The organism is Streptomyces sp. NPDC005374 (genome assembly GCF_042872225.1).
Lineage (GTDB): Bacteria > Actinomycetota > Actinomycetes > Streptomycetales > Streptomycetaceae > Streptomyces.
Genome location: NZ_JBIAKA010000001.1, coordinates 225,942 through 244,929, shown reverse-complemented (window position 1 = coordinate 244,929; position 18,988 = coordinate 225,942). Strand labels below are relative to the sequence as shown.

Genomic DNA, 18,988 nt, shown 5'->3' with positions numbered 1-18,988 from the left:
GGACCTAAGGCCTAAGGCCTGTCCGGCGGATCATGCCGGCGGCGCGGGCCCGGCACGCACATCTGCGTCGTCACGTGCCGGCGCTCCGCGTCGACTCCCTCCTCCGCCTTGCAGCTGCACGCACCAGGCCCCGCTCACCTGCGCTGACAAGGGGCCGTTCCTTGGAGCCGGCCTGATCCGCCGGACAGGCCCTAGTGCTGCGAGCCCGACAGCTGGAGGCCGATCACGCCGATGATCACCAGGCTGATCGAGACGATCTTCAGGGTCGAGACGAGGTCGTCGAAGAAGATCATTCCGTAGATCGCGGTCCCCGCCGCGCCGATACCGGTCCACACGGCGTATGCGGGGCCCACGTCCAGCTTCTTCAGGGACAGGGTCAGCAGACCGAAGCTGCCGAGCGCGAAGATGCAGAACGCGACCGTCGGCCACAGCCGGGTGAAACCGTGGGAGAGCTTCAGGCACACCGCGAAACCGGTCTCGAGCAACCCGGCCACCACCACCAGCAGCCACGCCATGTGCTGTCCTCCCGTATGTCCGGCTCGGTGCGAGTATGCACTTACCGAACTCGACTGCGGCCAAACAACGCGGAGGTCAGTCCTCCTCAGTCCTCCTCAGTCCCCCTCGGTCCGCTCCCGGGTCGCGAGCAGCCGACGCAGGGAGTACAGCCGGGCCGGATCGGCGTGGCCCGCCGCCACCCAGGCGTCCAGCGCGCAGTCCGGCTCATCATGACTGCACGCGCGCGGACAGCCCTCGGTTCCCGGTTCCAGGTCGGGGAACGCGTGGATCACCCGGGACGGATCCACGTGGTGCAGTCCGAACGACCGCAGGCCCGGGGTGTCGATCACCCACCCGTCGTCGCCCGCCAGGGGCAGGGCGAGGGCCGACGTGGTGGTGTGGCGGCCGCGGCCGGTCACCGCGTTCACATGGCCCGTCACCCGGCGACGGTCCTCGGGCACCAGCGCGTTCACAAGAGTCGTCTTGCCGACGCCCGAGTGGCCGACGAACGCCGTGATCCTGCCGTCGAGTTCCTCGCGCACCCGGTTCACCGCCTCGCCGTTCTCCAGCTCCTCGCGGCTGGTGACGACGTAGGGGATGTCCAGGTGGCCGTACAGCTCCAGTAGCTTGTCGGGCTGGGCCAGGTCCGACTTCGTCAGGACCAGGAGCGGGGTCAGGCCGCCGTCGAAGGCCGCGACCAGGCAGCGGTCGATCAGACGGGGGCGGGGTTCCGGGTCGGCGAGTGCCGTGACGATGGCGAGCTGGTCGGCGTTGGCGACGACCACGCGCTCGTAGGGGTCGTCGTCGTCGGCCGTACGGCGCAGGACCGACGTCCGCTCCTGGATGCGGACGATCCGCGCGAGGGTGTCCTTCTGGCCGGAGAGGTCGCCGACGATCGCCACCACGTCACCGACCACGGCGGCCTTGCGGCCCAGTTCGCGGGCCTTCATCGCCATCACGACCCGGTCCTCGACCAGGCAGGTCAGCCGGCCCCTGTCGACGGTGAGGACCATGCCCCAGGTCGCGTCCTCGTGCTTCGGGCGGATGTGGGTGCGCGGCCGGTTGCCCTTGCGGTTCGGGCGGCTGCGGATGTCGTCCTCGTCGGTGTTCTTGCCGTAGCGGCGCATCTCCCTGTGCCCCTACGCCTTCTCGCTCCCGAGCATCCCGGTCCACATGTCCGGGAAGTCCGGCAGGGTCTTGGCCGTCGTCGCGACGTTCTCGATCCGCATACCCTCCACGGCGAGGCCGATGATCGCGCCGGCCGTGGCCATGCGGTGGTCCTCGTAGGTGTGGAAGATCCCGCCGTGCAGCGGGCGCGGGCGGATGTGCAGACCGTCGGCGGTCTCGGTGACGTCACCGCCGAGTTCGTTGATCTCCTTGGTCAGCGCGGCCAGCCGGTCCGTCTCGTGCAGCCGCAGATGGGACACCCCGCGCAGGGTGGAGGGGGAGTCCGCCAGGGCCGCGACCGCCGCGATGCCGGGGGTCAGCTCGCCCACCTCGCCCAGGTCGACATCGATGCCATGGATCCCACCCGAACCGGTGAACACCAGGCCGTACTCGGTGAGTTCACAGGAACCGCCCATCTCGGTGAAGATCTCGCGCAGCCGGTCGCCGGGCTGGGTGGTGCGGGTCGGCCAGTCCGGGATCACGACCTTGCCGCCGGTCACCAGGGCCGCCGCCAGGAACGGCTGCGCGTTGGAGAGGTCGGGCTCGACGGTGAGGTCCCGGCCCAGCAGGGCGCCCGGCGTCACCCGCCAGACGTTCGGCTCGCCGCCCGACTCCGGGGTGTCGACCTGGGCGCCGACCGCGCGCAGCATGTCCACGGTCATGCGGATGTGGGGGAGGGAGGGGAGGGAGGAGCCGACGTGGCGGACCTCCACGCCCTGGTTGAAGCGGGGGCCGGACAGCAGCAGCGCGCTCACGAACTGGGACGAGCTCGATGCGTCGATCTCCACCGGGCCGCCGTCCAGGGCACCCCCGCCGTGCACGGTGAGCGGCAGCGCACCGCGGCCGTCGTCGTCGATCCGGGCGCCCAGGGCGCGCAGGGCGTCGATGACGCCGGTCAGCGGGCGCTCGTACGACCTCGGGTCGCCGTCGAAGCGGATCTCGCCGTCGGCGAGGGCGGCGACGGGGGGCAGGAAGCGCATCACGGTGCCGGCGTTGCCGACGTCGACGGTGGCGGGCCCGCGGAGGCCTGCCGGCAGGACGCGCCAGGTTTCTCCTGTGCCGTCGGGGCCGACGCCTTCTTCGATGCCTACGCCCATTTCGCGGAGGGCCGCCGCCATGAGGAGGGTGTCGCGGGAGCGGAGGGGGCGGCGCAGCCAGCCGGGCTCTGAGGCGAGGGCTGCGAGGACCAGGGCGCGGTTGGTGACTGACTTCGACCCCGGGACATGGACTGTGGCGTCGACGGCTCCACTCGCGTGGGGGGCGGGCCAGAGGGCGGTTTCTGAGGGGTTCAAAGCCATGGGTCCACTTTAGTGGGGGGTTGTGGTTCCAGTGCTGCGCCGTCGTGGCTGGTCGCGCAGTTCCCCGCGCCCCTGTGATGCGGCCCTTCGGGCCTGCATCACACCTCCAGCATCCACCTGCCGCCGCCTATCAGTGAGCACAGGCTCACCGCGTGGAACAGGAACAGCCACAGGCCTGCCGGGACGTGGGTCAGGCGGGACAGTTGGTCCGCGTCCGAGTCGCCCGCGCCGCCCCTGGACCTCTTTGCCTGCAGCTCGAAGGCGGGACGTACCCCGCCGAGCAGGAGGAACCACACCACCGCGTACGCGAAGGCCGCCTGGACCTGGGGGCCGGCGAGCCAGGAGACCACCACGAAGGTGCCGCCGGTCAGGAGCACCGTCAGCGCCCCGTAGGCGTTGCGGATCATCACCAGCAACGCCACCAGCAGGGCCGTCGCCGCCCACAGCAGCAGGGTGATGCGGCCGGCGGCCAGCAGGGCGGCGCCGCCCAGGCCGAGAAGCGGGGGAGCGGTGTAGCCGGCCGCCGCGGTGAGGATCATCCCGATGCCGTGCGGCTTGCCCCGGCTGACCGTGAGGCCGCTGGTGTCGGAGTGCAGCCGGATACCGGTGAGCTGACGGCCGGTGCACAGGGCGACCAGGCCGTGGCCGCCCTCGTGGGCGATGGTGATCGCGTTGCGCGAGACCCGCCACAGCGTGTGCGGGACCACTATGGCGAGCGCCGCCACCATGGTGCCCAGCACCACCCACAGGTCGGGGTCCGGCTGGAGACCGGTGAGCCGGTCCCAGAGGTCGGGCAGCGCGGTCGATGCGGTGCTGTCCATGTTTCCCGGTGGCTCCCTCTCCCCGTACGGAGTCTGGCAGTGTGGCACGTCTGTGCGGACGGTATCCGAGACGCCTGTGCCCCGGCTCAGCAGAAGAAGAACTCCGGTGCCTGGGCCGGGCCGGGCGCCGCCAGCAGGGCTCGTGCGTGGCGGGCGTGACGGCGGGCGCCTATCCGGGTCGCGGTGGCCAGTGCCACGTGGGCGTGGGCGGGCGGGTGGTGGTGTTCGGCCTCCAGCATCGCGAGGCCGAGGTGGCCCTGCGAGGCGTGCAGCGGGTAGGGGGAGCCGGCCGCTTTCCGGTACAGGCGCAGAGCCGCGTCGGCGTTCCGCGTGTGCACACGTGCGAACTCGGCGCGTTCGAGCAGGACCGCGTGGCGCATGAAGCGGTGTTTCCTCGCGTAGCGCAGGCGTTGTCTGTCCCCGGTCCGCTCGAAGCGTTCGACTTCCTCCAGTGCCGCCTCGAAGTCGCCGGCCCGACCCTGCAGCCTCAGTAGGGCCAGGCGCGCGACGAGGACGCTGGCCACCCCGTCGTCGAGTGCCTCTGCGTGGAAGCGGTCCTTGCTGCGCTGGAAGTGGCCCTCTGCGACTGTGGCGTCCCCGTCGCGGACGGCCAGGCCGCCCCGTACGAAGTCGGCCCAGGCGACCCACCTGTTGGCCGCGAGAGCGGCATACGGGTCCAGGTGCTGTTCCAGGCAGGTGCGGGCCTCGTCCAGGCGGTCCGCCCACATCAGGGCGAGGGTCCGCTGGAAGGCCGCGTGGGCGATCCGGACGGGGTGGTGCTCGGCGCGCGCACTGTCCCAGGCCGTGGCCGCCGCGTCCGCCGCGGCGTCGAGGGACGCGGAACTGCGCAGGGCGGCGGAGCGCAGGATCCACAGGGTGGAGAGGCTGTCGGCGGTCAGGTTCCCGGTGCCGTGCAGCACCGCCCGGTAACTGCCCGCCTTGGACAGCACGGTGAGCCGCTTCACCGCGGCCAGCTTCCGTACCGTGGCCAGCCGCCCCCACGGGGGCAGGAGCCGGGCGCCGCTCAGCGCCCAGGCGACCCGGCGGCCTCCGTGGTTGAGCCGGAGTTCGAGCAGCCCGCGCGCGGCATGCCGGACATGGGCGGGGTGTCCGAGCAGCGCACGGTAACTCCTGCGGGCCGCGCCGATTTCGCCCAGCAGTCCCTGCACCACGGGTTTCGCCCGCGCGTAGGGCTTTCCCGGCAGCCGGGGAAACACCGGCTCGGGCTGCTCGAACAGCCGCAGTACCAGCGCCTGGTCGACATCGGCGAGCCCTTCGGTCCGGCACCAGTGGACGAAGTCCCAGGACGGGTTGGGTCCGCCGGGCGGAGCGTCGACGGGTCTGGGCACGGGGGGTCGCAGGTGGAGGCGGCCGGCCGCCTCCTTGCCGGCCAGGAGCAGCCTCTTGTGCCGGTCCGCTGCCGGGTCCGGCAGGTCGAACCAGAGCACGTCCTCCGCCGCCGCGAGCACGTCGTCCCAGATCGGCTGGAAGTCCAGGTCGAAGCCGCGGTAGCCGAGGAAGACCACCGTGCGGCCCCTCACGTCGGCCCGCAGCCGTTCCTCCCAGGCCGGAGGAAGGCCGTGGAGCACCGCCTCGGCGTCGACGACGAGCTCTCCTCCGAGGGTGCCGTGCGGCTTGAACACCTTCGCGCCGTCGGCGGGGGCGGCGGGCCAGGCGCACGGGACGAGTCCGGGGCCGCCGGCCCGCTCGATCAGGTGGTCGAAGTTGACGGTCCATACGGTGGCCCCGGCAGCCGCCAGCCGGGCGACCGCGTGGTGGGCCGCGTTGGGCTCCCCGGCCCCGAGCACGTCGTTCAGCCAGGGCACGACCGCCACGCCGCCCTTCGACAGGGCGAGCATGAAGACCTCCGGGGCGAGCTGGGCGTAGGCGCTCGCCCGGGGGTCGTCCGGACGGTCGCCGACCAGCCCCAGCTCGAGGAGGATCCGTCCTCGCAGTCCGTCGAACATCGGCAGCCCGGCGGGCACGGACCGCGAGGCGCCGGCCCCGACGAACAGGAACAGATCCCGCGCTCTGATGGTCATGGTGTCCCCCGTTATGTTTTCCGCGGTCCTGCAAGAGGACCGCTGGCCTCGGGCCCGGCATGGCTGGTCCCCCCTGTCGAACCGATGACCTGGGGGGGGTGGTGCCACCGGGCCCGAGAGGCGCTCTTGGAGACGCCCCCCGGGGCAGCGCATCCGGTCAGTCCTTCGGCGCGGGCTTGCGGTCCGGCCTGGCGCGCACCAGGAAGACCAGGACCAGGGTGGTGAGGGTGAGCGTCAGCCAGCCCACGTGGATGCGGCCGTGGCCGAAGGTGCCGGGCAGCCCCAGCACCCAGCCGCCGACGGTGGTCAGCAGCACCACGTGGGGCAGGGCGAGCCCGGCGGTGCGCAGCGCCGAGTCCCGTGTGCGGGCGAACGGTTCGCCCGTCAGCGCCGCCCACGCGACCGTCAACAGCAGCAGGCATGCCAGGGTGCCGAGCAGTGCCAGGCCGAGCCGGGCGGGGCCGCCGACGGTCAGATAGCTCGTGGTCCGCCGGGCCACCGCCGGTACCAGGGCGGCCGCGAGGGCCAGTACGGCCGGTGGCAGCAGGACGATGCGGACGCCGCGCGGGAGAGCGGCGAGCAGCAGCCGTACCGCCCGGCCCAGGACAACTCCCGTGCACACCACCGACATACGGGCCCGGCGCAGCAGGATCACGGCCTGCCGGTACAGGAAGTTCGCCAGTACGACGACGGCCCTGGTGGCGTGGTGGCCGGTCAGCCGCAGGACGTTGACGACGAAGGACGCGCAGCGCAGGGCCGCCGTGACCAACTGGTGGCGAAGTTCGAGCACCAGGACCTCGACCCGGCCCGCGAAGGAGTGCGGTGGCGCTCCGCGTCGGCGCCTGTCCGCCGGTGTCCACCGCAGGACGGCGGGCCTGCGGGGCAGCCCGGCCTGGCCGGTCCGGAGATCGACCAGCCCCCAGCCGTCCAGTGTCCCCACCAGCAGGGCGGCCAGCACCGTCCCGGCGAGGCCGCCGACGGCGCCGACCAGCAGCCAGCCCTGGACCGCGGGCAGCCGCAGCAGCCAGCCCGAAGGCCCGTGGGCCAGGAGCAGGCTCAGCGCGAGCGCGGTCGGCACGGTGGCCATGCCCGAGGCGATCACTCCCACCGCCCGGCCACCGGAGCGGTCGCCGGGGTTCTGCCGACGTGCCCGACGTGCCCGACGGGCCCAGCCGTTGTCCGCCTTCTCGGTGAGGGTGGCGCTCAGCCGGCCCAGCCAGCCCAGCGCGATCAGCGCGAGCGCCACCGTGCCGGTGATCCGGTGGGCGTGCGTCCCGGTCACGGCGGTCAGCGTGCTCACCGCGCAGGCCAGTGCCCACAAGGTGACGGCGACCGCCCGGCCGACGGTGTAGTGCCGCAGGGGCAGCCCGAGCACCGCCGCCCCCGTCAGCACGGCCAGCACCGTCACCGGCACCGGGCTCGCGGTCTGCGCGGCCAGCGTGAACACCCCGCACACCAGCGCACGCAGCAGGTTGACCACGAACCACCGTGCCCTGCTCGGCGCGGACGTCGAGAACGGCAGCAGACGTTCGTGGGTGTGGCAGTACACGTCGTGAGCCTCGATGGGCCCGGGGTCGCAGTCGTTCTCGGGGCAGCCGGACGTCACGTTCGGCCGCTCCTCGCCGAGCCGGAGGTACCAGGGGCGGCGGCCCGCGGCACGGACCCGGGCCAGGTCGGGGGCCAGCGGCTGGGTCGGGTAGACGGAGTGCATGGGTGGGTCTCCTTGTGTCGCGGGTGGGTGCGTGAGGTCGGGTCGGTGGCTGTGCGGGGATTCAGCGCGCGGCGCGTTCGACGCCGGGCAACAGCTCCAGCGCGCCCTGGCAGGCGGCCAGTTCGGCGTCGGTGTAGGCGAGGACGTAGACCGCCCGGAGCGATGTGGGACGGTCGGAGATGAGGTACTCGTACGCCGCCGTCAGGACAGCCGTGGCGGTCTCGGCCGGATCGGCGCCGGCCTCTCCCGCCCCGAGCAGCGGGAACACGATCGAGGCCGGTGGTTCGCTCAGTGAGCCGGAGTCGGGCGACCCCGAACGCTCCGCCTCCCGCAGCGCGTTGGTCACGCATCGGGCCAGCGCGCGTGCCTGCCGGTAGCCGTTGCCGGGCTCGCCGATCACCGAGGCGACGTGCACGATCCGGCGCACCTTGTTGCGCGTGGCCAGCTTTCCGGGGCCGGTGCTGATCGCCGTGCCGGGCATGACGGGCGTGTGGCCCGCCACCCGGTAGGCCAGCGCGTCGGCGACGCAGTCCTCCACGACGCGGCCGGAGGCGTCGTGGCGGGCGCCCTCGTAGCGGATGAGGCCGGACACCGACTGCTCGTGGAAGCGTGACATCTGCATGTCGGTGTTCTCCGAGTTGACCCAGACGTCGACGAAGTCGACGTTCTTCAGATCGCCGGTGATGATGCCCAGTTCGCGGCCGGGGCGCCCGGCCACGGGGCTGCGGTGCACGTGGGTCGCCGTCAGCCGCCGGGGCTGTCGCATGGCCGTGGCCTCGGCGAGCTGGGTGCGCAGCCGCGTCGCCTCGGCCCTGCTCTGCCGCAGCAGTTCGCCCGGCCGGTCCAGCGCCAGGGCCTGCCTGTGCACCCGGAAGCAGCCCTGCCAGACGAGGAGGAAGAGCGCGGCCGCGCCGCCCATCCGGAACCCGAAGGCCGTACCGCTGATCGTCTCCCCGGGGAAGAATCCGAACAGGACCAGGTCGACGCCGAGGGCGACGCACAGCCACGCCACGACCAGGATCACGGGACGTCGCTCGTCGGCGATCGCCACGCGGCGCAGCACCATGAGGATGCCGACCGTGAGAAGGACTGCCGCCGCGAGAAGGGCGGGGACGTTGGTCATGGTGTCGCCTCCGGCAGCCAGGGCAGAAACACCTGTATGAAACGGGACATGACATCAGGCAACCGGCATGGTGAATATTCGTGAAGCGGTTGCCACAAGCCCGTACAAGGCCGGACAGTCTCCGTACGGAGCCGTACGGCGGAGCCGCGCAGGTCCGTACAGAGCCGTACAGGAAACTCGTGCCGGCCGGGGGCGCCGAGGATCGGGCCCCCCGGGACGGCGGGGAGCGGGGGATCGGTGTCGGAGGACCCAGCACGCAGACGCATTGCCGACCGGGCGGAGTTCGCCCGGGAGTTGACGTCGTTCAAGGAACACGCCGGACTCACCGTCCGGGAGATCGCGAAGATCCTCGATCAGCGGGCCAGCACGGTCGGCGGGTACTTCGGGGGCCGGCACCTGCCACCCGTCCGTCTGCTGCCGTCGCTCCTGAACGCCTGCGGCATCACCGACACGGCGACGGTCGACGCGCTGACGGGCGACCTGATCCGCTTACGGCAGACGTCGGCCGGGCGGAGCGGCGCGCTCTCCCCGTACCGCGGGCTGGCCAGCTTCGAGCCCGAGCAGGCCGACCTGTTCTTCGGCCGGGAGGAGCCGACCGAGCGAGTGCGCCGGCGACTGGCCGAACGGCACGCCGCCGGACGGCCGTTGGTCGTCGTGGTGGGTCCCTCGGGCTCCGGCAAGTCCTCCCTGCTGCGGGCGGGACTGATACCCGTGCTGAGGGCCGAGGAAGGCGCGCGGGTGGCGCTCTTCACCCCGCGGACGCATCCGCTGACCGAGCTCGCCACCCACCTCGCCCCGGGCACGGGACGGCCGGTCCGGGAGATCGTCGAGGAGCTGCGGTCGGATCCGACCGGCTGCGCACGCTTCGTCGCCGAGCCGCTGGTCCTGGTGGTCGACCAGTTCGAGGAGACCTTCACCACCTGCCGGGACGAGGCGGAGCGGCAGGCGTTCATCGAGGCGCTCGGCGCGCTCACCGGTGCCGGTCCGCTCGCACCGGCCGAGGGCACCGCAGGATCCGTGCCCGGGCCCGTCGTCTCGGCCGTGCTGGGACTGCGGGCCGACTTCTACGCGGAGGCACTGCGCAGACCGCTGCTGGCGACCGCGTTGGCGGAGGCCCAGGAGATCGTCCGTCCGATGAGCACGTCACAGCTGCGCCGGGCGATCGTCGAGCCCGCCCGCTGCGCAGGAGTCAAACTCGACGACGGACTGGTCGAGTTGCTGCTGCGGGACCTCGCGCCCGCCATCCGGGGGGAGACGGACCAGGGCCACGAGGACGGCGCGCTGCCGCTGCTGTCCCACGCCCTGTTCGCCACCGCCGAGCGCGGCCTGAACCGGCAGCTCACCGTGGCCGACTACCAGGCCAGCGGCGGAATCGCCGGAGCCGTGGCACACACCGCCGACAACGTCTACAACGGCCTCAGCCCGGAGCGGCAGGTCCTGGCCCGCACCCTCTTCCTGCGGCTGGTCCGGTTGTCGAGCACGACGGCCGACGTCCGGCGCCGCATCTGGCACAGCGAACTCCTGCGTGCCGCAGACGGTCCGGGACCCAGCGAACTGAGCCTGGTGGCGGACCAGTTCATAGAGCAGCGACTGATCACCGCCGACGCGGAAACGCTGACGATCACCCATGAGGCACTGCTGTCCGCCTGGCCGCGCCTGCAGGAGTGGATCGAGTCCGACCGCGACGGGATCCGGACCCATCACCGGCTCACCGAGGCGGCGGAGGCCTGGCACGACAGCGGACGCGACCGCCACATGCTGTTACGGGGGACCGGCCTCGCGCTCTCCCGCACCTGGGCGGAGGACGCCGCCCACCACCTCGATCCCACGCCGCTGGAGCGGGAGTTCCTGGACGCCGGTATCGAGAACGAGCGCCTGGAGCGGCTGGCCGAGCGCCGCCGCACCCGTCGGTCGTACCAACTGGTCACCGCGCTGGGCGTGGTGCTCGCCCTGGTCATCGCCGGTGCCTGGTACGGCATCCAGCGCAACAGGACCGCCGAGAGACAGCAGACCGCCGCAGACTCGCGCCTGACCGCCGTCGCGGCGGACCGGGTGCGTACCGACGAGGTGGCGCTGGGCGCCCAACTGGCGCTGGCCGCCTACCGGATCGCGCCCACCCCGGAGGCCGTCTCCAGCCTCCTGAACTCCTCCGCCGCACCCGCGGTCACCCGCCTGCTCTCCCCGGAAGGCGGGGTACAGGCCCTGAGTCTCGGCAGCCGCGGTCACCTGCTGGCCCAGGGCGGCGCCGACGGCACGGTACGGCTGTGGAACACCGCCGACACCCGCCACCCGGCGCTGTACGGGCGCCCGCTGGCCGCCTTCCCCGACGCGGTGTACACGGTCGCTCTCAGCCCGGACGAGAAGGTGCTGGCGGCCGCCGGCGCGCACCGGACCGTACGACTGTGGGACGTCAGCACGCCCGGTCGGCCCCGTCCGCTCGGCTCACCGCTCACCGGCCCGGCCGACACCGTCTACAGCGTCGCGTTCAGCCCCGACGGACACACGCTCGCGGCAGGTGGCGCGGACGACTCCGTCCATCTCTGGGACGTCACCGTTCCCGGCCACCCGAGGACGTCGGGGCCCGCGCTCACCGGACCGGCGGGATACATCCATGCGGTGGGCTTCAGCCCGGACGGCACTCTCCTGGCCGCGGGCAGCGGCGACGGGAAGGTCCACCTCTGGCGGATCGGCGCCTCCGGCACGCCCGCGGTGACGGGGACGGGATTCACCGCGGCGGACAAGGACGTCCTCACACTGGCGTTCAGCCCGGACGGTGCGACACTCGCCGTGGGCGGGCGCGATCAGCAGGTCGGCCTGTGGAACGTCGCCGACCCGACCGCTCCCCGGCGGGAAGGAAAGCCCCTCACCGGTGCGACGAGCTGGATCAACGCGCTGGCGTACAGCCCCGACGGCACCACGCTGGCGGTCGGCGGCAGTGACGACCTGGTCCGGCTGTGGGACCTGCGCACCCGCCGGGTCACCGCCGGCTTCCGGCACACCGGGCCGGTCACCGCACTGCTCTGGCGCGACCGGTCGACGGTGGTGAGCGGCGACGCCGACCGGGTCACCCGGCTGTGGCACCTGCCCAGCCCGGTCCTGACCACCGACGGTGTCGTCAACGGCATCGCCTTCAGCCCGGACGGCCGGCTCCTCGCCATCGGCACCGACCGGCTCCGCCTGTGGACCGTCGCCACTGGGGAACCGCTCGGCCAGGGGATCGCCGTTCCGGGCGGCGCTGTCACGGCGGTGGCCTTCGGTCCCGACGGCCGGACGCTCGCGATCGCCGGCACCACCGGCACCGTGCGGCTCTGGAACATCGCCGACGCGGCCCACCCCGTCCCGCTGGGACCCGCGCTCACCGGTCCGACGGCCGGCTATGTCCAGACCGTCGCCTTCAGCCCCGACGGCCGCACCCTGGTCACCGGCAACGACGACCAGACGCTTCGGCTGTGGGACGTCACGAGCCCGGCCCACCCGGCTCCGCTGCCGAAACTGACCGGCTTCACGAGCTACGTCTTCTCGGTCGCGTTCAGCCCGGACGGGAGGACCCTGGCCGCGGGAAGCGCCGATCACACCGTCCGGCTGTGGGACATGAGCAGGCCGACAACGCCCCGGCCGGTCGGCCGACCGCTGACGGAGAGCCTTGACACCGTCTACTCGGTCGCGTTCAGCCCCGACGGGAAGACCCTGGCCGCCGGCAGCGCGGACCACACGGTCAGGCTGTGGGACGTGAGCCGGCCGGAGGCACCCGAACTCCTCGGCGAGCCGTTGACCGGCCCCACCAACTACGTCTACTCGGTGGCCTTCAGCCCCGACGGGCACACCCTCGCCGCCGGCAGCACCGACCACACGGTCTGGCTGTGGGACGTCACGCGACCGGCGTCACCCACCGTCGTGGCGACACTGACCGGCCCGGCCGACCATGTGTACGTGGTCTCCTTCAGCCCCAGGGGCCACACCCTCGCCGCCGGCAGCGCGGACCACACCGTGCGGCTGTGGAACACCGCCCCGGACGCCGTCGCCGCCCGCATCTGCGCGGTCGCGGGCGCGGCCATCACCCGTACCGAATGGCGGCAGTACCTGCCGAACCGCTCCTACGACCCGCCGTGCGCCGCATGAACCCGTGGCAGGGGGACTGTCGTCCGGCCTCCACCCTCCGCCCGCATATCGGTCCCCGGCACCGGTCTGCCACTCTTGGACGTGTCCAAGTGACTCGGACACCGGAGCGTCGAGAAGGTAGTCGAACATGTGCGGACGGTATGCGGCGAGCCGTGGGCCGGAGGATCTCGCGGGAATCTTCGAGATAGAGAACTGGGAGCCCGAGGAGTCCCTGGAGCCCGACTACAACGTGGCCCCGACCAAGGAGGTCTACGCCGTCCTGGACCGGCCTCTCAAGGGCGTGGACGACCCGCGACCGGTCCGCCAGCTGCGGAAGCTGAAGTGGGGGCTGGTCCCGAGCTGGTCGAAGACACCCGAGGGCGCGGCCCGGATGATCAACGCCCGCGCGGAGACCGTGCACGAGAAGCCGTCGTACAAGCGGGCCTTCGCCACCCGGCGCTGCATCGTCCCGGCCGACGGCTACTACGAGTGGGTCACCGGTACGCAGGAGCGGGACCTGGAGGTCGAGGGGCGGAAGAAGCGGCCGCGCAAGCAGCCCTACTTCGTGCTGCCCGCCGACGGGTCGGTGTTCGCGATGGCCGGGCTCTACGAGTTCTGGCGCGACAAGACGCTGCCCGACGACCACCCGCTGGCCTGGTGGGCGACCTGCTCCGTGATCACCACCGAGGCGGAGACCGGCCCGCTCGCCGTCTCCCCGGCCGACGGCCCGCGCACGCTCGCCGACATCCACCCCCGGATGCCGCTCATGCTCACGCCCGACCGCTGGGACACCTGGCTCGACCCGTCCCGCACGGACATGGAGGACCTGCGCTCGCTGCTCGCGCCCCCGCCCGAGGGGCTCATGCGGGCCTACCCGGTCTCCACCGCCGTCAGCAACGTCCGCAACAACGGGCCGGAGCTGCTGAAGGAACTGGAAGGACCCGAAGAGGGCACACTCTTCTGACATGACCTTCGAGATCATCGGCACGGACGCCGGGGATGCCCGCGTCACCTGGTACCCGGCGGCGACCGGGGCACGGCTCGTGCTGGCCGTGAGCCATGGCGCCGGCGGCGGCATCGAGGCGCGGGACCTCCAGGCCCTCGCCGACGTACTGCCCCGGCACGGGGTGACCGTGGCCCTGGTGGAGCAGCCCTGGCGGGTGGCCGGCAAGAAGGTCGCGCCCGCCCCGAAGACACTGGACGTGGGATGGCGGGGGATCTGGCCCGCTCTCGTGAAGCCCGGCCTGCCGGTGATCTCCGGCGGGCGCAGCGCGGGGGCCCGCGTCGCCTGCCGTACGGCCGTGGAACTGGGCGCGGCCGCTGTCCTCGCCCTCAGCTTCCCGCTGCACCCGCCGGGCCGGCCGGAGAAGTCGCGGGCCGGCGAACTGCTCGGATCCGGGGTGCCCACCCTGGTCGTACAGGGCGGCAACGACCCGTTCGGAAAGCCGGAGGAGTTCCCGGCCGGCCCCTTCGAACTGGTCGAGGTGGCGTACGGCGATCACGGCTTCGCGGTGCCGAAGAGGGCCGCGACCACCCAGGAGCAGGCCGTGACAGTCATCACGGACGCGGTCGTGAAGTGGGCCGGGTCACTGGCGTGAAGGCCGGGGAATGTTGAGCCGCGAACCTCTGTTGAGGCGGACAGAAGTGCTGAAGAACCAGCACCGACCGTCGTGGAGAGGAAGTCCGCAGCATGGGTTCGACCTACTGCCCGAGCCGCAGCAGCCGCGCTGACCTGGACTGGACGGTGCTGCGCGCGACCAAGACCACTCCTATTCGAGGGGCGGCCGGGGCGGGTAGTCGTCTATCCTCCAATTCCGGTGGCACCGGTTTCGGTGCTGCCCGGAATCTTGAGGAGGTGGGTCCGGTCACTGGGATCGACGCAGGGACCGACAACGGCCAGGCGGAGCAGCCCGGGGGCCAGGGCACGAGCACGGAGTCCACATCGGAGCGCAGCGCGCGCTTCGAGCGGGACGCGCTCGAATTCCTCGACCAGATGTACTCGGCCGCTCTGCGTATGACACGCAATCCGGCCGACGCCGAGGACCTGGTGCAGGAGACGTACGCCAAGGCGTACGCGTCCTTCCACCAGTTCCGTGAGGGGACCAACCTCAAGGCGTGGCTGTACCGGATCCTCACCAACACGTTCATCAACTCGTACCGCAAGAAGCAGCGTGAACCCCAGCGCTCCGCGGCCGAGGAGATCGAGGACTGGCAGCTCGCCCGCGCCGAGTCGCACATGTCGACCGGTCTGCGCTCCGCGGAGTCGCAGGCGCTCGACCACCTGCCCGACTCGGACGTGAAGGAAGCGCTCCAGGCGATTCCCGAGGAATTCCGCATCGCCGTCTATCTCGCCGACGTCGAGGGCTTTGCGTACAAGGAGATCGCGGACATCATGGGGACACCCATCGGTACGGTGATGTCCCGCCTGCACCGCGGCCGCCGTCAACTGCGCGGCATGCTCGAGGACTACGCCCGTGAGCGCGGGCTCGTCCCGGCCGGTGCCGGAGAGTCGAACGAAGCGAAAGGCTCGGGCTCATGAGCTGCGGAGAGCCGCATGAGACGGACTGCAGTGAGGTACTCGATCATCTCTACGAGTTCCTCGACAGTGAGATGCCGGACGTCGATCGCGTCAAGTTCAAGCAGCACTTCACGGAGTGCTCGCCCTGCCTGGAGAAGTACGGCCTCGAAGAGGCCGTGAAGAAGCTCGTCAAGCGGTGCTGCGGTCAGGACGACGTGCCGACCGACCTGCGCTCCAAGGTTCTTGGCCGGCTCGACCTGATCCGCACCGGACAGGCTGTGCCCGACCATGACGTGACGGCTTCGCCGGTGACACCGCAGGAGTCCTGAGCGCCACCGGCGGCCTCGTCGCCGGGTCCCGCGGGGGCCCGCGCGGTCAGATCTCCAGGCCGTTCTCGATCCTCTTCAGCCCGTGCCGGGCCAGCGCGAGATTGCTGCGGGCCCGGTCCAGGGCCACGTAGAAGAACAACGTGCCCTGGCTGCTCGTGAGCGGGCGGATCAGGTGGTACTGCTTTCCGAGCGTGATCAGGATGTCCTCGATCACGTCGTCCATGTCCAGCGAGGCCAGGGTGCGCATCTTCGCGCGCACCACCTCGGTGTTGCCCGCGGCGGCGAGTTCCAGGTCGAGGCCCTGTCCGCCGCCGATGGCGCCGAGCGACATGCCGCTGTCATAGTCCACGATGGCGGCGCCGATCGCGCCGTCCAGACTCATGGCTTCCTTGAGCGCGGTCTCTATGTTCACCGGTTCCCTCAATTCTTCCGTGCTGCTGACCGGTCGATGCTCGGCCAACTACGATCGAAGACAAGCGACTTCTGGGTCACTTAGCGTCAACTTTGGCGTGTGTTCCGAAACTTGTCGTTCAAAGTAGTGCGTGGTGTCGGACCGTGGAGGGCCAATGGGGGAAAACGCGACCGCGCTCCAGACCTCCCTGGACCGGTTGCTCGACGCCCCCGGAGTCACGGGTGTCGCCCTGATCGACGCGGTGACCGGTCTGGTCTACGGCACCGCGGGCGACGCCGTGGAGGCCGGGGACGGCGCGGCCGGCAGCGAACTCGCGAACCTCATCGCGCAGCGGCTCGGCGAGGCCGGGGCCGAGGGGGATCTGGAGAGCGTGGTCCTGACCAGCCGGCGCCGCCATCAGATGCTGTTCACCGTCGTACGGCCGGCCGGTGACCCCCTGCTCCTCGCGGCCGCGCTGGACCGCGACCGGGCCAACGTGGCGCTCGCCCTGCGCAGTCTGGGCGACCGCGTCACCGAGGTACTGGCGTGAACGCGCCCCCGGTCCGCAACGTCCCCGCACTCCTGCAGGCGCTGCGGGAAGAGGAGTTCACCGGCACGGTCCGGGTCTCCGGATCCCCCGGCGGAACGATTCACCTCCGTGGCGGTCTGGTCGGCGCGATCGAGACCCCCGGCGCTCCCACGGCTTCCTCGGCCCTCCTCACCACCGGCCGCATCGACGACGAGGCGTGGCTCACCGCCTGCGCGACGGAACCCGACGCGGACCGAGTGGGTGCGCTGCTGGTGTCCACCGGGCTGATCGGCGCGGCGGAACTCGAGATCATCTGCACGGCCGCGGTCTTCGACGGTGCCTTCGCGATGGCCCTCGGCCCGGCGGGCGGCTGGGACACCGGCGACCGCGAACCGACGCTGGTGGCGACACCCGGAGTGGAGCCCCGCGCGCTGACCGAGGAGGTCGCCCGCCGCACGGGGGTGCTGGCGCGAGCGGGGGTGGCACCGGGGGAGCTGGCCCGGCTGCGGCCGGAGACTTCCGGTGACGGCCGCTCAGGTGTGTGGCTGTCGCGGCGGCACCGGGAACTCCTGGACGGTGTCAACGGGCGCCGCACGCCCCGGGATCTCGCCTTCGCCCTCGGGCGTGGGCTGTTCGCGGTCATGCTGGACCTGAACCGGCTGGAGGCCCTGGAGCTGATCCGGTGGGAGGTCAGGGCCGCTCCCGGCAACCGCCCCAGCACCGCGCCCCGCGTGGCCCCCGAGAGCCCCGCCGGGCCCGTCCCCGCCGTCGGCCCGCTGCCGAAACGCAGACCCGGCGGCACATCTCCCGCCCGGAACCACGGCGAACGCGGAGAGAAGGGCGGCGAGTGAGCCCAGAACCCGAAGAACCCGCGAGCCCGTCCAAGCCAACACGGGCCCGGGGCCGGGCCGAGCCCCCGGAGCCGTCGGCGGGCTCGGAGCCCTCGAAGGCCACGGAGTCTCCACACACGCCGAAGCCGACACGACCCACGAGGTCCTCGGGGTCCCCCCGAGCCACGGCGCCCTCGAAGACTCCACGGGAGTCGAAGTCTGCGGCGGAGACGAGGTCTTCGGGTTCTCCGCGGCCTGCGAAGGCGGCGGGGACTTCAGGGCTTGCGAAGTCGTCGGGGCGTGCAGAGGTCCCGGAGTCGCCGGCGGAGTCCTCGGGGGCCCCGGAGTCTGCGGGGTTGCCGCGTGCGTCGAAGTCCGCGGGGGACACGAGGTCTTCGGGTTCTCCGCGGCCTGCGAAGGCGGCGGGGACTTCAGGGCTCGCGAAGTCGTTGGGGCGTGCAGAGGTCCCGGAGTCGCCGGCGGAGTCCTCGGGGGCCCCGGAGTCTTCGGGATCTCCGCGAGCCACGAAGCCCGTGGAGACCTCCGGGCTCGCGAAGTCGCCGAAGTCTGCGGGGTCGCCGCGTGCGTCGAAGTCTGCGGGGGAGACGAGGTCTTCGGGTTCTCCGCGGCCTGCGAAGGCGGCGGAGGCTTCAGGGCTCGCGAAGTCGTCGGGGCGTGCAGAGGTCCTGGAGTCCTCGGGGTCGCCGCGCGCGTCGAAGTCTGCGAGGGGTACGACGTCTTCGAGGTCCTCGCAGGCCAAGAAGTCCTCGAAGTCCCCGCGGGCCACAAAACCCCCGGAATCCTCGAAGCCGCCGAAGCCGTCAGAGCTCGCGGAGATTTCTGTGCTCTCGGAGTCTGCCGAGCCCTCCGACGCCCCGAAGCCCGTCAGGGCCCCGCGTTCTCGGAAAGGTGCGCGAGCCGCCAAGTCTCCGAAGGCCTCGGGCACCGTAAGCGCTGGGGGCCCCGCCGGGGCTCCGCCCCAACCGCTCTCCGACCCCCCGTCCGCACGTCCGGCCCTGCCCGTGCGCGGTGCTGTTCCGTCCTCTTCGCTTCCGTTCGCGTATCCGGCCCCCTCGCCCGAGGAACTGGCCGCCGAGCAACCCTCGATCGAAACGCTGCAGCGCGTCCATGAGCGGCTGCAGGCTCTCCCCGAGAGCGGGAGCACTGCCGAACCCCCGAGGAGCACGTGTCCATGACCGAAACCCCGTCACCCGAGCCGGACGCCGCCCTCATCGACATCCTCGCCTCCCTGCGGGACCGGGTGCTGGGCGTCAGCGAGAGCGTGCTGTCCACCGCGGACGGACTGCTCGTCGTCGCCGACGTCGACTCCGTGCACCCCGAGTCCGTCGCCGCGCTCGCCGCCGCGACCCTCGGCGTCGGCCGCCGTATCGCCGACCTCGGCGGCGCCGGGACACTGCGCGAGGTGATCGTGCGGGGCGGTTCCGGGCATGTCGTCGTGACGGCCGTGGGCGACCGCGCGCTGCTCACCGTCATGGGCGACGAGGGCCTGGACATCGCCGCGTTCCAACGCGAGTCGCCGGCCGCCGTGGAGGAACTCAGCAAGGCACTCGCCGCGGACGTCCCGCACTGACCGCACGTCGGCACGACGTTCGCACGCCGGTCACTCGATCGGGCT

Annotated in this window: 16 protein-coding genes; 8 read left to right on the top strand and 8 right to left on the bottom strand. The window is 72.0% G+C overall.

Annotated elements, in window-relative coordinates:
• Positions 1 to 191: 191 nt before the first annotated feature.
• The 7 genes from ACFYRX_RS01200 to ACFYRX_RS01170 form a co-directional block, all read right to left on the bottom strand.
• Positions 192 to 515 (bottom strand): DMT family transporter, encoded by a 324-nt coding sequence (locus ACFYRX_RS01200; protein WP_389095489.1) that lies wholly within the window; start codon positions 513 to 515, stop codon positions 192 to 194.
• A 96-nt stretch (positions 516 to 611) separates the two neighbouring features.
• Positions 612 to 1,622 carry a ribosome small subunit-dependent GTPase A gene (rsgA, locus tag ACFYRX_RS01195; protein WP_389095488.1) on the bottom strand — a complete coding sequence of 337 codons (1,011 nt, stop codon included), beginning with the start codon at positions 1,620 to 1,622 and terminating at the stop codon, positions 612 to 614.
• 12 nt (positions 1,623 to 1,634) lie between these two features.
• A complete protein-coding gene (aroA, locus tag ACFYRX_RS01190) occupies positions 1,635 to 2,960 on the bottom strand; it encodes a 3-phosphoshikimate 1-carboxyvinyltransferase (protein WP_389095486.1) in 1,326 nt (441 codons plus the stop codon).
• 98 nt (positions 2,961 to 3,058) lie between these two features.
• Positions 3,059 to 3,781 carry a M50 family metallopeptidase gene (locus tag ACFYRX_RS01185; protein WP_389095484.1) on the bottom strand — a complete coding sequence of 241 codons (723 nt, stop codon included), beginning with the start codon at positions 3,779 to 3,781 and terminating at the stop codon, positions 3,059 to 3,061.
• Between the two features lie 86 nt (positions 3,782 to 3,867).
• Complete coding sequence (locus ACFYRX_RS01180) at positions 3,868 to 5,823, bottom strand: SIR2 family protein (protein ID WP_389095482.1); 1,956 nt, start codon at positions 5,821 to 5,823, stop codon at positions 3,868 to 3,870.
• A gap of 157 nt (positions 5,824 to 5,980) precedes the next feature.
• Positions 5,981 to 7,534, bottom strand: a complete 1,554-nt coding sequence (locus ACFYRX_RS01175) for a hypothetical protein (RefSeq protein ID WP_389095480.1) — start codon at positions 7,532 to 7,534, stop codon at positions 5,981 to 5,983.
• A 61-nt stretch (positions 7,535 to 7,595) separates the two neighbouring features.
• Positions 7,596 to 8,657, bottom strand: coding sequence for a macro domain-containing protein (locus ACFYRX_RS01170; RefSeq protein ID WP_389095478.1), 1,062 nt, complete (start codon positions 8,655 to 8,657; stop codon positions 7,596 to 7,598).
• Positions 8,658 to 8,894: 237 nt separating this feature from the next.
• Between ACFYRX_RS01170 and ACFYRX_RS01165 the strand changes: the two genes are divergently transcribed.
• The 5 genes from ACFYRX_RS01165 to rsrA all read left to right on the top strand — a co-directional run bounded on the left by ACFYRX_RS01165 (position 8,895) and on the right by rsrA (position 15,602).
• Positions 8,895 to 12,776 (top strand): AAA family ATPase, encoded by a 3,882-nt coding sequence (locus ACFYRX_RS01165; protein WP_389095476.1) that lies wholly within the window; start codon positions 8,895 to 8,897, stop codon positions 12,774 to 12,776.
• A gap of 127 nt (positions 12,777 to 12,903) precedes the next feature.
• Positions 12,904 to 13,719 (top strand): SOS response-associated peptidase, encoded by an 816-nt coding sequence (locus ACFYRX_RS01160; RefSeq protein WP_389095474.1) that lies wholly within the window; start codon positions 12,904 to 12,906, stop codon positions 13,717 to 13,719.
• 1 nt (position 13,720) lies between these two features.
• The gene (locus ACFYRX_RS01155; RefSeq protein WP_389095472.1) at positions 13,721 to 14,353 is read left to right on the top strand and encodes an alpha/beta family hydrolase; all 633 of its coding nucleotides are present in this window, start codon (positions 13,721 to 13,723) and stop codon (positions 14,351 to 14,353) included.
• Positions 14,354 to 14,610: 257 nt separating this feature from the next.
• A complete protein-coding gene (sigR, locus tag ACFYRX_RS01150) occupies positions 14,611 to 15,294 on the top strand; it encodes an RNA polymerase sigma factor SigR (RefSeq protein ID WP_389095470.1) in 684 nt (227 codons plus the stop codon).
• Positions 15,291 to 15,602, top strand: a complete 312-nt coding sequence (gene rsrA / locus ACFYRX_RS01145; protein WP_389095468.1) for a mycothiol system anti-sigma-R factor — start codon at positions 15,291 to 15,293, stop codon at positions 15,600 to 15,602. The genes sigR and rsrA overlap by 4 nt, the downstream gene beginning before the upstream one ends.
• A 46-nt stretch (positions 15,603 to 15,648) precedes the next feature.
• Here the strand turns inward: rsrA and ACFYRX_RS01140 are convergent, their stop codons facing one another.
• The gene (locus ACFYRX_RS01140) at positions 15,649 to 16,014 is read right to left on the bottom strand and encodes a hypothetical protein (RefSeq protein ID WP_389095466.1); all 366 of its coding nucleotides are present in this window, start codon (positions 16,012 to 16,014) and stop codon (positions 15,649 to 15,651) included.
• A 154-nt stretch (positions 16,015 to 16,168) separates the two neighbouring features.
• Here ACFYRX_RS01140 and ACFYRX_RS01135 point away from each other — a divergent pair, with 154 nt between their 5' ends.
• The 3 genes from ACFYRX_RS01135 (at position 16,169) to ACFYRX_RS01125 (ending at position 18,943) form a co-directional block, all read left to right on the top strand.
• A complete protein-coding gene (locus ACFYRX_RS01135) occupies positions 16,169 to 16,543 on the top strand; it encodes a hypothetical protein (RefSeq protein WP_389095464.1) in 375 nt (124 codons plus the stop codon).
• Positions 16,540 to 17,373, top strand: a complete 834-nt coding sequence (locus tag ACFYRX_RS01130; protein ID WP_389095462.1) for a hypothetical protein — start codon at positions 16,540 to 16,542, stop codon at positions 17,371 to 17,373. Before ACFYRX_RS01135 ends, ACFYRX_RS01130 begins: the two co-directional genes overlap by 4 nt.
• Positions 17,374 to 18,544: 1,171 nt before the next feature.
• Positions 18,545 to 18,943, top strand: a complete 399-nt coding sequence (locus ACFYRX_RS01125) for a roadblock/LC7 domain-containing protein (protein WP_389095460.1) — start codon at positions 18,545 to 18,547, stop codon at positions 18,941 to 18,943.
• Positions 18,944 to 18,988: the final 45 nt, after the last annotated feature.

Coding starts and splice junctions, on each gene's coding strand:
- ACFYRX_RS01200 (WP_389095489.1), bottom strand. CDS start 515: ATGGCGTGGCTGCTGGTGGTGGTGGCCGGGTTGCTCGAGACCGGTTTC.
- rsgA (WP_389095488.1), bottom strand. CDS start 1,622: ATGCGCCGCTACGGCAAGAACACCGACGAGGACGACATCCGCAGCCGC.
- aroA (WP_389095486.1), bottom strand. CDS start 2,960: ATGGCTTTGAACCCCTCAGAAACCGCCCTCTGGCCCGCCCCCCACGCG.
- ACFYRX_RS01185 (WP_389095484.1), bottom strand. CDS start 3,781: ATGGACAGCACCGCATCGACCGCGCTGCCCGACCTCTGGGACCGGCTC.
- ACFYRX_RS01180 (WP_389095482.1), bottom strand. CDS start 5,823: ATGACCATCAGAGCGCGGGATCTGTTCCTGTTCGTCGGGGCCGGCGCC.
- ACFYRX_RS01175 (WP_389095480.1), bottom strand. CDS start 7,534: ATGCACTCCGTCTACCCGACCCAGCCGCTGGCCCCCGACCTGGCCCGG.
- ACFYRX_RS01170 (WP_389095478.1), bottom strand. CDS start 8,657: ATGACCAACGTCCCCGCCCTTCTCGCGGCGGCAGTCCTTCTCACGGTC.
- ACFYRX_RS01160 (WP_389095474.1), top strand. CDS start 12,904: ATGTGCGGACGGTATGCGGCGAGCCGTGGGCCGGAGGATCTCGCGGGA.
- ACFYRX_RS01155 (WP_389095472.1), top strand. CDS start 13,721: ATGACCTTCGAGATCATCGGCACGGACGCCGGGGATGCCCGCGTCACC.
- rsrA (WP_389095468.1), top strand. CDS start 15,291: ATGAGCTGCGGAGAGCCGCATGAGACGGACTGCAGTGAGGTACTCGAT.
- ACFYRX_RS01135 (WP_389095464.1), top strand. CDS start 16,169: ATGGGGGAAAACGCGACCGCGCTCCAGACCTCCCTGGACCGGTTGCTC.
- ACFYRX_RS01125 (WP_389095460.1), top strand. CDS start 18,545: ATGACCGAAACCCCGTCACCCGAGCCGGACGCCGCCCTCATCGACATC.